The 13,785-nt window shown below is 67.5% G+C and carries 10 protein-coding genes; 6 read left to right on the top strand and 4 right to left on the bottom strand.

Features of this window, described 5'->3' with window-relative positions:
* Positions 1-55 precede the first annotated feature (55 nt).
* Positions 56-2,761 (bottom strand): pyruvate dehydrogenase (acetyl-transferring), homodimeric type, encoded by a 2,706-nt coding sequence (gene aceE / locus WG902_RS01935; RefSeq protein ID WP_340058206.1) that lies wholly within the window; start codon positions 2,759-2,761, stop codon positions 56-58.
* 183 nt (positions 2,762-2,944) lie between these two features.
* On the opposite strand from aceE, the gene WG902_RS01930 reads away from it, so the two are divergent.
* The 5 genes from WG902_RS01930 to WG902_RS01910 all read left to right on the top strand — a co-directional run bounded on the left by WG902_RS01930 (position 2,945) and on the right by WG902_RS01910 (position 10,053).
* The gene (locus WG902_RS01930) at positions 2,945-5,482 is read left to right on the top strand and encodes a PAS domain S-box protein (protein WP_340058205.1); all 2,538 of its coding nucleotides are present in this window, start codon (positions 2,945-2,947) and stop codon (positions 5,480-5,482) included.
* A gap of 58 nt (positions 5,483-5,540) precedes the next feature.
* The gene (locus WG902_RS01925; RefSeq protein WP_340058204.1) at positions 5,541-6,167 is read left to right on the top strand and encodes a response regulator transcription factor; all 627 of its coding nucleotides are present in this window, start codon (positions 5,541-5,543) and stop codon (positions 6,165-6,167) included.
* Between the two features lie 145 nt (positions 6,168-6,312).
* A complete protein-coding gene (gene folD / locus WG902_RS01920; protein WP_340058203.1) occupies positions 6,313-7,164 on the top strand; it encodes a bifunctional methylenetetrahydrofolate dehydrogenase/methenyltetrahydrofolate cyclohydrolase FolD in 852 nt (283 codons plus the stop codon).
* Between the two features lie 198 nt (positions 7,165-7,362).
* Positions 7,363-9,384 carry a M3 family metallopeptidase gene (locus tag WG902_RS01915; protein ID WP_340058202.1) on the top strand — a complete coding sequence of 674 codons (2,022 nt, stop codon included), beginning with the start codon at positions 7,363-7,365 and terminating at the stop codon, positions 9,382-9,384.
* Positions 9,385-9,414: 30 nt separating this feature from the next.
* A complete protein-coding gene (locus tag WG902_RS01910; protein WP_340058201.1) occupies positions 9,415-10,053 on the top strand; it encodes a glutaredoxin family protein in 639 nt (212 codons plus the stop codon).
* On the opposite strand, the gene rpiA is transcribed toward WG902_RS01910, so the two are convergent.
* Positions 10,050-10,721, bottom strand: a complete 672-nt coding sequence (gene rpiA / locus WG902_RS01905) for a ribose-5-phosphate isomerase RpiA (RefSeq protein WP_340058200.1) — start codon at positions 10,719-10,721, stop codon at positions 10,050-10,052. The genes WG902_RS01910 and rpiA overlap by 4 nt on opposite strands.
* A 39-nt stretch (positions 10,722-10,760) precedes the next feature.
* On the opposite strand from rpiA, the gene WG902_RS01900 reads away from it, so the two are divergent.
* Complete coding sequence (locus WG902_RS01900) at positions 10,761-11,813, top strand: quinone-dependent dihydroorotate dehydrogenase (RefSeq protein WP_340058199.1); 1,053 nt, start codon at positions 10,761-10,763, stop codon at positions 11,811-11,813.
* On the opposite strand, the gene WG902_RS01895 is transcribed toward WG902_RS01900, so the two are convergent.
* A complete protein-coding gene (locus WG902_RS01895) occupies positions 11,785-12,906 on the bottom strand; it encodes an NAD(P)/FAD-dependent oxidoreductase (protein WP_340058198.1) in 1,122 nt (373 codons plus the stop codon). The two genes, WG902_RS01900 and WG902_RS01895, sit on opposite strands and share 29 nt — an antisense overlap.
* A complete protein-coding gene (locus WG902_RS01890; protein WP_340058197.1) occupies positions 12,906-13,760 on the bottom strand; it encodes an N-formylglutamate amidohydrolase in 855 nt (284 codons plus the stop codon). Before WG902_RS01890 ends, WG902_RS01895 begins: the two co-directional genes overlap by 1 nt.
* Positions 13,761-13,785: the final 25 nt, after the last annotated feature.

Below are 13,785 nucleotides of genomic sequence, written 5' to 3'. Positions count from 1 at the left end.
TTCTTGTTCTCCGTGGCCCGAGCGCGGGCCTTCTCGTTGTTCGGGGGGACGGGCGTCAGGCGTACAGCGGGTTCAGCTTGTCGGCCTTGATGCCGTAGCGGTGGATGGCTTCCGCCACCTTCGCCACCGGCACCGCGCCGTCCTCGGCCAGCGCCTTGAGCGCCGCCACCACGATGTAGTGGCGGTTGACCTCGAAGTGCTCGCGCAGCTTGCTGCGGAAATCGCTGCGGCCATAACCGTCGGTGCCGAGCACCTTGTACGCGCGGCCCTTGGGAATGAAGGCGCGGATCTGGTCCACGTACTGCTTGATGTAGTCGGTGGAGGCCACCACCGGGCCGGCATGGCGCTCGAGCTGCTGCGTCACGAAGGGCACGCGCGCCGCCGCCGTCGGGTGCAGCAGGTTGTGGCGATCGCAGTCGAGGCCGTCGCGGGCCAGCTCGTTGAAGCTCGGGCAGCTCCACACGTCGGCATGCACGCCCCACTCCTTGGCCAGCAACTCCTGCGCGGCGATGGACTCGCGCAGGATGGTGCCCGAGCCGAGCAGCTGCACGCGCAGCTTGCCGGCGTCGCCGGGCTTGCACAGGTACATGCCCTTGACGATCTGCTCCTCGGTGCCGGGCTGCAGGCCGGGCATGGGGTAGTTCTCGTTCAGCAGGGTGATGTAGTAGAAGACGTTCTCCTGCTTCTCCACCATGCGCTTGAGGCCGTCCTGCATGATCACGGCGACTTCGTGCGCGAAAGTCGGGTCGTAGCTGACGCAGTTGGGGATCGTCCCCGCCATCACGTGGCTGTGGCCGTCCTCGTGCTGCAGGCCTTCGCCGTTGAGCGTGGTGCGGCCCGACGTGCCACCCAGCAGGAAGCCGCGCGCCTGCATGTCCCCGGCGGCCCAGCACAGGTCGCCCACGCGCTGCAGCCCGAACATCGAGTAGTAGATGTAGAACGGGATCATCACGCGGTTGCTGGTGCTGTAGCTGGTCGCCGCGGCGATCCAGCTGGCCATGCCGCCGGCTTCGTTGATGCCTTCCTGCAGGATCTGGCCGTTGACCATTTCCTTGTAGTAGGAGACCTGGTCGCGGTCCTGCGGGGTGTAGTTCTGCCCCTCGTGGTTGTAGATGCCGATCTGGCGGAACAAACCTTCCATGCCGAAGGTGCGCGCCTCGTCCACGAGGATCGGCACGACGCGGGGGCCAAGCTCCTTGTCGCGCAGCAGCGCGGTGAGGAAGCGCACGTAGGCCTGCGTGGTGGAGATCTCGCGGCCTTCCGCGGTCGGGTCCGTGACGGCCTTGAAGGCGTCGAGCCCCGGCACCTTGAACTGCTCGTCGGACTTCGCGCGGCGCTTCGGCAGGTAGCCGCCCAGGGCCTTGCGGCGCGCCTGCAGGTACTGCATCTCGGGCGTGTTCGCGTCCGGCTTGTAGAACGGGATGTCGGCCAGCTTGTCGTCGGGGATCGGGATGTTGAAACGGTCGCGGAAGATGCGGATGTCGTCGTCGTCCAGCTTCTTGGCCTGGTGGGCGATGTTGCGTCCCTCGCCGGCCTTGCCCATGCCGAAGCCCTTGACCGTCTTGATCAGCAGCACGGTCGGCTGGCCCTTGGTGTTCACCGCCTTGTGGAAAGCCGCGTACACCTTCTGCGGATCGTGGCCGCCGCGGTTCAGGCGCCAGATGTCCTCGTCGCTCATCTTGGCGACCATCTCCAGCGCCTTCGGGTGCCGGCCGAAGAAGTTCTTGCGCACGAAAGCGCCGTCGTTGGCCTTCATGGCCTGGTAGTCGCCGTCCAGCGTCTCCATCATGATCTTGCGCAGGATGCCATCCTTGTCGCGGGCCAGTAGCGGGTCCCAGTAGCTGCCCCAGATCAGCTTGATCACGTTCCAGCCGGCGCCGCGGAACTCGCCTTCGAGCTCCTGGATGATCTTGCCGTTGCCGCGCACCGGGCCGTCCAGGCGCTGCAGGTTGCAGTTGACGACGAAGATCAGGTTGTCCAGCCCTTCGCGCGCAGCGACGCCGATGGCGCCCAGCGATTCCACTTCGTCCATCTCGCCGTCGCCCAGGAAGGCCCAGACCTTGCGGTTCTCGGTGTTGGCGATGCCGCGGGCGTGCAGGTACTTCAGGAAGCGGGCCTGGTAGATCGCCATCAGCGGGCCCAGGCCCATGGAGACCGTGGGGAACTGCCAGAAGTCGGGCATCAGCTTCGGGTGCGGATAGCTCGAGAGCCCCTTGCCGTCCACTTCCTGGCGGAAATTCAGCAACTGCTCCTCGCTCAGCCGGCCTTCCAGGAAAGCGCGGGCATAGATGCCGGGCGAGCTGTGGCCCTGGATGTAGAGGCAGTCGCCGCCATGGTCCGCGCTCTCGCCGTGCCAGAAGTGGTTGAAGCCCGCGCCGAGCATGGTGGCCAGCGACGCGAAGGAACTGATGTGGCCGCCGAGGTCACCGCCGTCGGCGGGATGCAGGCGGTTCGCCTTGACCACCATCGCCATCGCGTTCCAGCGCATGAACGCGCGCAATCGCTCCTCGATCTCCAGGTTGCCGGGGCAGCGTTCCTCGTCCTGCGGCTCGATCGTGTTGACGTAGCCGGTGGTGGCCGAGAAGGGCATGTCGATGCCTTGCTGGCGCGCCTCCTCGAGCAGTTGCTCCAGCAGGAAGTGCCCGCGCTCGCGGCCCTCCGCGGCGATGACGGCCGACAAGGCATCCACCCATTCGCGCGTCTCCTGCGCGTCTGCGTCGTTGGCTGCCGAGCCGAACAGGTTGTCGGGCTGTGCGGACATGTTGTTTGTCTCCTGGGGTTCGTGAATTTAGTACGGCCAGCCCGCACGCGGCGGGAGTGTCGCATAACTTCCGCTAGATTTCAAATGGTGCCACTCAGTTTCATAATGTGAATTGCCTTGGACGGCACCTTTCATGCGTGCGTTGCAGGCATGCGCGCCTCCCCGCCTAAACTACCACCACTGATGCAAGACTCTCCCGCCTCGGAACTGCCCTCCGAGGAACCCATCCCCGACTGGTGGCGCCACTGGTGGCGCCGGCAGACGCCGACCCGGCAGGATCGCTTCGCGATGCTGGCGCCGCTGGCGGCGGTGGTGCTGTTCCTCGCCGCCATCATCTCCGCGTTCTGGTACTTGAGGCTGGAGGAAATGGACCGCGAGCAGGAGGCGGTCCGCCGGGACGTCGAGTACGCCCAGCAGCGGCTGAGGTTGCGGCTGCTGGAGCGCCAGGAGCAGCTGATGCGCATCGCGCGCGACATCTCCAACAAGGAGGTCGACGCCGAGGAGTTCGTGGTGCGCTCGGAGTCGATGCTGGCCCAGTACCCCGAGCTGCTCATGCTGACCTGGATCGACGAGCGGCGCCGCGTCAAGGCGGGCTACGCGGCGCCGAGCCTGAGCTCCAACCAGACCCGCAACAAGGGCGAGGTGCTGCGGCCGGGCGAAACCGAAACCATCTACAGCCTGGCGCGCGACCTCCAGCAGCCGGTGTACTCGCAGCCGGTGGCCGGGCCCGACAGCTCGGGGCTGCTGCAACTGCACGTGCCGCTGGCCGACCAGGGCAAGTTCGCCGGCATCATCCTCGGCGAGTACTCCATCGACGGCCTGCTGCGCTACGGGGTGCCGGCCGAAGTGTCGGCCAAGTACGCGGTGGCCTTGCTGGACGCCAAGGGCCGCATCATCGCCGGCAATTCGGTGCCGCCACGCAACCCGGCCACCCAGTTCCTGCCGTGGGCCGCGCAGCCGAACGAATACGAAGTGCCGGTCTCGCCGGTGGGTAACGGCCTGCTCGTGCGCGCGCAGGCCTACCGCACCGGCCTGGGCGTGATCGGCAGCGGCCTGTTCTGGCTGGTGGGCGCCCTCTCGGCGATGACCGCCTGGATGCTCATCGCCAACTGGCGCCACACGCGACGGCGCATGCAGGCGCAGCAGGCGCTGATGGCCGAGACCAACTTCCGGCGGGCGATGGAGAACTCGATGCTCACGGGCATGCGGGCGCTCGACATGCACGGCCGCATCACCTACGTCAACGCCGCGTTCTGCCAGATGACGGGCTGGAGCGAGGCAGAGCTCGTGGGCCGCACCCCGCCCTTCCCCTATTGGCCGGAAGAGGACCGCGAGCTGCTGGCAGCGCGGCTGGACGACGAGCTCAAGGGCCGCACGATCCAGGGCGGCTTCCAGGTGCGCGTCAAGCGCAAGGAAGGCAGCCTGTTCGACGCGCGGCTGTACGTCTCGCCGCTGGTGGACGCCAAGGGCCACCAGACCGGCTGGATGACGTCGATGACCGACATCACCGAGCCCACCCGCATCCGCGAGCAGCTGCAGGCTTCGCACGAACGCTTCACGACGGTGCTGGAAGCGCTGGACGCCTCGGTGTCGGTGGCGCCGCTGGGCAGCGAGGAGCTGCTGTTCGCCAACAAGCTGTACCGGCTGTGGTTCGGCGGCCGCGCCGGCGGCCACCTGCAGATGGTGGCCCAGGCCGGCACCAGCGAGCACCCCGCGGCCACGCAGGATTCGCTCGACAACGTGGACTCGCTGGTCGGCCTGCCGACGAACACGTTGATGACCGCGGCCTCCGAGAACGCGGAAATCTTCGTGCCGGAACTCGGCAAGTGGCTGGAGGTGCGGTCACGCTACCTGAACTGGGTGGACGGCCGGCTGGCGCAGATGGTCATCGCCACCGACATCACTTCGCGCCGCGTGGCCGAGGAACTGGCGGCCGCGCAGGCGGAACGCGCGCAGTCCGCCAGCCGCCTGATCACCATGGGCGAGATGGCGTCCAGCGTGGCGCACGAGCTGAACCAGCCGCTGACGGCCATCAGCAATTACTGCAACGGCCTCATGTCGCGCATCAAGGGGCGGCAGATCAGCGAGGAGGACATGCTGGCGGCGCTGGACAAGACGGCGCGCCAGGCGCAGCGCGCGGGCCAGATCATCCAGCGCATCCGGTCCTTCGTGAAGCGCAGCGAGCCGAACCGCACTCTGTCGGACGTGAGCGTGATGGTCAGCGAGGCGATGGAGCTCGCCGACATCGAGCTGCGGCGGCGCAACGTGCGCATGTCGCACTACGTGGCCGCGCGCCTGCCGCACCTGATGGTGGATCCGATCCTGATCGAGCAGGTGCTGATCAACCTGCTGCGCAATGCCGCGGAAGCGATCGAGCAGGCGGGCCGCCCGCCGGGCCGGCGCAGCGTGGAACTGCGCGTGGTGCCCAAGCAGGAAGGCGTGCAGAGCGTCGTCGAATTTTCGGTGCTCGATTCCGGCGCAGGCCTGGCTCCCGAAGTGATGGAACGGCTGTACGAAGCGTTCTTCTCGACCAAGGCCGAGGGCATGGGCATCGGCCTGAACCTGTGCCGCACCATCGTGGAGTCGCACCACGGCAGGATGCAGGCGGAGAACATCTACAATGGCAGCGAAGTCTCGGGGTGCCGCTTTTCCTTCTGGATACCGGTCTCGGGTGCTACCAATCCGATAGTGGGCAAGGACGCCGGGGTGACAACGATATGAGGCGCCGGGCCGCCCCAAGCCGAATTGAACCGGAGCGCGAAGTGCGGAGGTTTTACGAATGTCTCTGATTCCCAAGAAGGGCACCGTGTACGTTGTCGACGACGACGAAGCCGTGCGCGACTCCCTTCAATGGCTGCTCGAAGGCAAGGATTACCGCGTCCGCTGCTTCGACTCCGCCGAGTCCTTCCTGGCCCGTTACGACCCGCGAGAGGTGGCCTGCCTGATCGTCGACATCCGCATGGCCGGCATGACCGGCCTCGAGTTGCAGGACCGGCTGGTCGAACGCAAGTCTCCCCTGCCCGTGGTCTTCATCACGGGCCATGGCGACGTGCCGATGGCGGTGAACACCATGAAGAAGGGCGCGATGGATTTCATCCAGAAGCCCTTCAAGGAAGACGAGCTGGTGAGCCTGGTCGAGCGCATGCTGGAGCGGGCCAAGGACACCTTCGCCGATTTCCAGAGCGCCGCCAGCCGCGACGCCCTGCTGTCGAAGCTCACTTCGCGCGAAGCCCAGGTGCTCGAGCGCATCGTGGCCGGCCGCCTGAACAAGCAGATCGCCGACGACCTGGGCATCAGCATCAAGACGGTGGAAGCGCATCGCGCCAACATCATGGAAAAGCTGAACGCCAACACGGTGGCCGACCTCCTCAAGATCGCCCTGGGACAGCAGCCGCCCAAGGGTTGAGAATCGGATACCGGACGCAGAAGACGCAGAAACTGCGCAGAAGGCGCAGAAGGCGCAGAAGAATCCATCAAGGTTTTTTTGACTCTTCTGCGTCTTCTGCGTAACTTTCGCGCCTTCTGCGTCCGGCTGTTTTGACTTGATTTTCATGACTGCGCAAATCATCGATGGCAACGCGCTTGCCAAGCAGGTCCGCGCCGAAGCCGCGGGCCGCACCCAGGCCCTGAAGGCGCGCGGCATCCAGCCGCACCTGGCGATCCTGCTGGTGGGCGACGACCCGGCCAGCCAGGTGTACGTGAAGCACAAGGTCGCGGACAGTGAGCAGACCGGGCTGCACGCGGCGCTGGAGCGCCACCCCACCACGCTGCCCGAAGCCGACCTGCTGGCCCGCATCCGGGCGTTGAACGACGACCCGTCGGTGCACGGCATCCTGGTGCAGTTGCCGCTGCCCAGGCACATGGACAGCCACAAGGTGATCGAGACGATCTCGCCGGCCAAGGATGTCGATGGCTTCCACGTCGCCAGCGCCGGCGCGCTGATGGTCGGCCAGCCGGGCTTCTGGCCCTGCACCCCCCATGGCTGCCTGAAGATGCTCGACTCCATCGGCTACGACCTGAAGGGCAAGCACGCGGTGGTCATCGGCCGCAGCAACATCGTGGGCAAGCCGATGGCGATGATGCTGCTGGGGCGGGATGCGACCGTGACGATATGCCATAGCCGCACCAGGGACCTGAAGGCGATGACGCTGCAAGCGGACGTCGTCGTGGCGGCGGTCGGCAAGCGCAATGTGCTGACGAAGGACATGGTCAAGCCGGGCGCCGTCGTGATCGACGTGGGCATGAACCGCAACGACGAAGGCAAGTTGTGCGGGGATGTCGACTTCGAAGGCGTCAAGGAAGTCGCAGGCTGGATCACCCCGGTGCCCGGCGGCGTGGGCCCGATGACCCGGGCGATGCTGTTGATCAACACTTTGCAAGCAGCGGAACGCGCCAGCGTTTAAGGCCAACAACCGGACGCAGAAGGCGCAGAAGTTACGCAGAGGACGCAGAAAAAGCCAAAAGGGTATTTGGGCTTCTTTTGCGTCTTCTGCGTAACTTCTGCGTCTTCTGCGTCCGGATGTTGGGTTTGATCGCCGCCATCACGATTGCCAATCGGTGGCTGACATTGAAGAGCGCCCATCTGTCGCAAAATGACCAGCATGAGCAACCCCCTCCTCGACTTCAAGGACCTCCCCCTCTTCGACCAGGTGCGCCCCGAGCACGTCGCCCCGGCCATGGACGAACTGCTGGGCCAGGCGGACCAGGCGCTGGCCGCTGTCACGCAGGCTGACTTTGCCGCCGACTGGGGCGCCATCGCCCGCGTGCTCGACGTCGCCACGGAGCGCTTGAGCCGCTCCTGGGGCATGGTGGGTCACCTCAACGCTGTCGCGGACACCGCGGAGCTGCGCGCCGCCTACAACGAGGCGCTGCCCCGCGTCACCGAGTTCTGGACGCGCCTGGGCTCCGACGAGAAGCTCTACGCCAAGTACAAGGCGATCGACCCGGCCAAGCTCACGCCGGAGCAACGCCAGGCCCACAAGAACGCCTTGCGCAATTTCACCCTGTCCGGCGCCGAACTCGTGGGCGCCGCCAAGGAGCGCTTCGCGCAGATCCAGGAGCGACAGGCCGAGCTGAGCCAGAAGTTCAGCGAGAACGCCTTGGACTCCACCGACGCCTTCTCCTACTACGCGGGCGAAGACGAGCTCGACGGGGTGCCCGCGGACGTCGTGCAGGCCGCCCGCGCGGCGGCGGAAACGGAAGGCCGCGAGGGGTACAAGCTGACGCTGAAGATGCCCAGCTACCTGCCCGTGATGCAGTTCGGCCGCAACCGCACGCTGCGCGAGCGGCTGTACCGCGCCTACGTCACGCGCGCCAGCGACCAGGGCGACCCGAAGTTCGACAACACACCGCTCGTGCGCGAGATCCTGGCGCTGCGGCGCGAGGAAGCCAGGCTGCTCGGCTTCGACAATTTCGCCGAAGTCTCCGTGGTCGCCAAGATGGCGGAGTCGCCCAAGCAGGTGGTCCAGTTTCTGCGCGACCTCGGGCATCGCGCCCGTCCTTACGCGCAGAAGGACGTGGACGACATGCGCCAGTTCGCGCTGCAGGAACTGGGCATCGCCGATCCGCAGGCCTGGGACTGGGCGTTCATCGGCGAGAAGCTGAAGGAAGAGCGCTACGCGTTCAGCGAACAGGAGGTCAAGCAGTACTTCACCGCGCCGAAGGTCATGGCCGGCCTGTTCAAGATCGTCGAGACGCTGTTCGAGGTGGTGATCCGCCGCGACCACGCGCCCGCGTGGCACCCGTCGGTGGAGTTCTACCGCATCGAGCGGGAAGGAGAACTGGTCGGCCAGTTCTACCTGGACCCCTCCGCCCGCACCGGCAAGCGGGGCGGCGCCTGGATGGACGACGTGCGCGCCCGCTGGCTGCGCCCCGACGACGGCCGGGTGCAGACGCCCATCGCGCACCTGGTATGCAACTTCGCCGAAGGCGTGGAAGGCAAGCCGCCGCTGCTGACGCACGACGACGTGATCACCCTCTTCCACGAATGCGGCCATGGCTTGCACCACATGCTGACGCGCGTGAACGAGCGTGACGTCTCGGGCATCAGCGGCGTGGAGTGGGATGCGGTGGAGCTTCCCAGCCAGTTCATGGAGAACTTCTGCTGGGAATGGGGCGTGCTGAAGCACATGACGGCGCATGTCGACACCGGCGAGCCGCTGCCCCGCGACCTGTTCGACAAGATGCTGTCGGCCAAGAATTTCCAGAGCGGCCTGGCGACCTTGCGGCAGATCGAGTTCGCCTTGTTCGACATGCTGTTGCATTCTGAACACGATCCGGCCGGCGATTTCATGGCCCTCATGCAACAGGTTCGCGACGAGGTTTCCGTGCTGCATCCGCCGGCTTTCAACCGCATGGCGCACACTTTCAGCCACATCTTCGCCGGCGGCTACGCGGCAGGCTATTACAGCTACAAATGGGCCGAAGTCCTCAGCGCCGACGCCTATGCCGCTTTCGAGGAAACAGCCGGTAAGGACGGTATGCCGAGCGTTGCCACCGGCCGAAAATACCGGCAGGCCATCCTGGAGGCGGGCGGCAGCCGGCCGGCGATGGAGTCGTTCAAGGCCTTCCGCGGCCGCGAACCGACGCTCGATGCCTTGTTGCGGCACCAGGGGATGGCCTGACACAATGAGGTGAAGAACGGGGGGTATCAGATGCTGTCTGTGCAACTGGCCGCAGGGGCCGCGATCCTGGGCTGCGCCGCGCTGTGCGCCTTGCCGGCTTCGGCGCAGGTTTTCCGCATCGTCGGGCCCGACGGCAAGGTGACTTTCTCCGACCGGCCGCCGCCGGACGGCAAGGCCAAGGCGGGCAACTCCGTCCAGATGCCGGCCGCGCCGGGCTCCAGCACGGCGACCTTGCCGCTGGACCTTCGCAACGCCGCCACCCGCTTCCCCTTCACGCTGTACACCAGCCGCGATTGCTCGCCGTGCAACTCGGCGCGCAGCTTCCTGTCGCAGCGGGGCGTTCCCTTCACCGAGCGGACGGTCACCACGCAGGAGGACATCGACGCCCTGCAGAAGATCGCCGGCCAGCCGCGCGTGCCGTTCGCCACCCTGGGCGGGCAGCACCTGGCGGGTTTTTCCGAATCCGAGTGGACGCAGTATCTCGATGCGGCGGGCTATCCGAAGACGTCGCAATTGCCGCCGACGTTCCGCAACCCGCAGCCCTCGGCGCTGGTGCCCGTGCAGGTGCGGGAGGCCGCGGCGCCCGAGGCGCCCGCTCCGGCGCGCGCCGAACTGCCGTCGCGGGATTCGACCCAGTCGCCGGCCAACCCGACCGGCATCCGCTTCTAGTACGCGATCGTCTGCACGCCGCCAGGGGTGGCGAGCAGGCACACCGCGGCCTTCTGGTGGGCGAACACGCCCACCGTGACCACGCCGGGCCATTGGCTCACCTGCGTCTCGAACGCCAGCGGCTCCCGCACCTGCAAGCCGGTCACGTCCAGGATGTGCTGCCCGTTGTCCGTGACCAGCGGCTGGCCGTCCTTCAGGCGCACTGTGGCGGTGCCGCCTTGAAGCGCGAACTGGCGCACCAGGCGTTGCGTCGCCATCGGGATCACTTCCACCGGGATGGGGAAGCGGCCGAGCACCTCCACCCGCTTGGAGTCGTCGGCGATGCAGATGAAGCGCCGCGACTGCGCGGCGACGATCTTCTCGCGCGTGAGCGCCGCGCCGCCGCCCTTGACCATGTGGCCGCGCCCGTCGATCTCGTCGGCGCCATCGATGTAGACCGCCAGCTCGCCCACCTCGTTCAGGTCGAACACGCGCACGCCGATCGCCTGGAGCCGCTCCGTGGACGCAACGGAGCTGGACACGGCGCCGGGCACCTGGTCCTTCATCGTGGCCAGGGCCTCGATGAACTTGTTGACCGTGGAGCCGGTGCCGACGCCCACGATCTCCCCCGGCACCACGTACTTCAGCGCCGCCCGGCCCACCAATGTCTTGAGTTCATCCTGCGTCACGCACAATCCCCGGTTGACTGTCGAAGCCGGAATTATCGGATGTCCCTCCTCCCCTACGCCCTCGCCCGCCCCTTCCTGTTCGGCCTGGAGCCGGAAACCGCGCACGAACTGACCCTCGGCTCCCTCGAGCGGATGCAGCGCACGCCGCTGCAATGGGCCTACCGCAACGGCTTCGTGCCCGACCCGATCGAGCTGGCCGGCCTGCGCTTCCCCAACCGCGTCGGCCTGGCCGCCGGGCTGGACAAGAACGCCCGCTGCATCGATGCGCTCGGGGCCATGGGCTTCGGCTTCGTCGAGGTCGGCACCGTGACGCCCCGGGCGCAGCCGGGCAACCCGCGGCCGCGCATGTTCCGCCTGCCGGACGCCAACGCGCTGATCAACCGCCTCGGGTTCAACAACGAAGGCCTCGACGCCTTCGTCGCCAACGTGCAGCGTTCGTCGTTCCGCGCGCAGGGGCGCTTGCTGGGACTGAACATCGGCAAGAACGCGGCCACGCCCATCGAGGACGCCACCGGCGACTACCTCGCCTGCCTGGAGGGCGTCTACCCGCACGCGGACTACGTCACCGTCAACATCTCCAGCCCGAACACGAAGAACCTGCGGGCGCTGCAGGGCGACGAGGCGCTCGATGCGCTGCTGTCCGCGGTCGCGGGACGGCGCGAGCAACTGGCGGCGCGGCACGGCCGCCGGGTGCCGGTGTTCGTCAAGATCGCGCCCGACCTGGACGCGACGCAGGTGGAGGTGATCGCCGCGACGCTGCGCCGCCATGCCATGGACGGCGTGGTCGCCACCAACACCACCATCGCGCGCGACCGCGTGCAGGGCCTGGCGCACGCGCAGGAAGCCGGCGGCCTGAGCGGCGGCCCGCTGCTCGATGCCAGCAACCGCGTGATCGCGCAGTTGCGCGCCGCGCTCGGCAGCGATTTCCCCATCATCGGTGTCGGCGGCGTGCTGGGCGCGGCCGACGCCTTGTCGAAGCTGCGCGCCGGCGCGGACGTGGTGCAGGTCTACACCGGCCTCATCTACCGCGGCCCGGCGCTGGTGGACGAGATCGCCCGCGCGTTCAAGCTGGACGCAGCAACCCGGCGGTGACTTCGGCGATCGCGAGCGCGCTGGTCAGGCCGGGCGATTCGATGCCGAACAGGTTGACGAGACCGGGCACGCCGTGCAGGGCGGGGCCGTCGATGCGAAAGTCCGCGGCCTTCTCGTGCGGCCCGTGGATCTTCGGCCGCACGCCGCTGTAGCTGGGAGCCAGCGCGCCATCCGGCAAGCCGGGCCAGTAGCGCCGGACCTCGGCATAGAAGGCATCGGCGCGTGCGGGATCGACGCGCCAGTCGATCTGCTCCGGTGAGCCCACGTCGAGCCATTCGAGGTCCGGCCCGAATTTCGCCTGCCCCCCGAGGTCCAGCGTGAGGTGCGTGCCGAGGTGCGCATCGGAAGGGGCCGGATAGATCAGGTGCGTGAATGGCGCCTTGCCGGACAGCGCGTAGTAATTGCCCTTGGCGAACCATTCGCGCGGGACGAAGCGGGCGTCCAGTCCTTCGAAGCGCCGCGCCAGTGCGCAGGCGTGCAGCGACGCCGAATTGACGACCACGCCGGCGGCCAGCTCGGCGCCGTCGGCGAAGCGCAGCACGTGCGGCTGCCCCGCGCGCGCGGACAACGTGGCGGACACCACCTGCGTGCCCAGCGCCACCATGCCGCCGGCGCGCTCCAGGTCACCCTGCAAGGCCAGCATGAAGCCATGGCTGTCGACGATGCCGGTGGTGGGTGAATGCAGCGCCGCAATGCAGCGCAGCGCGGGCTCCATGGCCTGCGCCTGCTCCTTCGACAACCAGGCGACGGGCACGCCGTTCGCGGCGGCGCGGTCCTGCAAGCCGCGCAGCGCCTGCGCCTCTTCCTCGCTGTTGGCCACCGTCAGCTTGCCGCAGCGGCGATGGTCCACGCCATGCGATGCGCACAGCGCGTAGAGCAGGTCCTTGCCCCGCACCGACAGCCTGGCCTTCAGCGAGCCGGGCGTGTAGTACAGCCCGGCGTGGATCACCTCGCTGTTGCGCGAACTCACGCCTTGCCCGATGCCGGGCTGCGCCTCCACCACGATCGTCTCGCGGCCGCCTTGCGCCAGCGCGCGGCCCGCGGCCAGGCCGACCGCCCCCGCGCCGATCACGACGGCATCGACCCGGTCCATCAGCGCAGCGTCCGCGGGTCCGTGGTGAGCAGGCGCTGCACGATCTCGCGCAGGTGGCCATGCAGGCGGTCGAAACCGGTGTGGGTCTGCAGGGTGGCCTCGTCCATGTACAGCTTGCGGTTGATTTCCACCTGGATGCTGTGGCGGCCGGCCTCCGGCTTGCCGTAGCGGCGCACCAGCTCGACGCCCTTGTACGGGTGGTTGTATTCCACGTCGTAGTCCAGCGCGCGCAGCCAGTCGCACAGCAGCCGCGACAGGGCCGGCGACGCGGTGGTGCCGTCGCGGTCGCCGATCACGAAGTCGGCGTGCACGAGCCCCGGAAAGTCGGTGGAGTGGCTGGTGGACACGGCCGGCATCGAATGGCAATTCAGGTGGATGCTGTAGCCGTGCCGCGCGTGGGCCGCTTCGATCGCGCCGGCCACGGCGGCGTGGTACGGCTGCCAGCAATCGGCGATGCGCTGCCGCACCTCGGCGGCCGTGAGCTTGCGGTCGTAGATGTCCAGGCCCTCATCGGTGCAGCGCCAGATGAGCCCCTTGCCGAGGCGGATCTTCGACAGCACCGCGGGGTCGTCGGACAGCGGTTCGTTCCATGCGTCGGCCAGCAAGCCGACGTCGAGTTCGGTGGTGTTGCGGTTGGCGTCGAGGTAGCTGCGAGGAAACAGCGCTTCGATCCAGGCGACGCCGAGCGACGGCGCGAAGTCGTAGAGCTTTTCGACGTGGGTGTCCTCGGCGCGCCGCAGCGTGGCGAGATCGACAGCGGGCCGAAAATCTGCCGGATAGTCCACGCCGCTGTGCGGCGAATCGAGCACCACGGGGGCGCTGCCCGGCAGGTAGCGGATCAGCGAAGCAGGCATGCCCCGATTGTCCCCGACAAACATG

It is taken from the genome of Ramlibacter sp. PS3R-8 (assembly GCF_037572435.1).
Classification (GTDB): domain Bacteria; phylum Pseudomonadota; class Gammaproteobacteria; order Burkholderiales; family Burkholderiaceae_C; genus Ramlibacter.
This window is presented reverse-complemented; position numbering and strand designations above follow the sequence as displayed.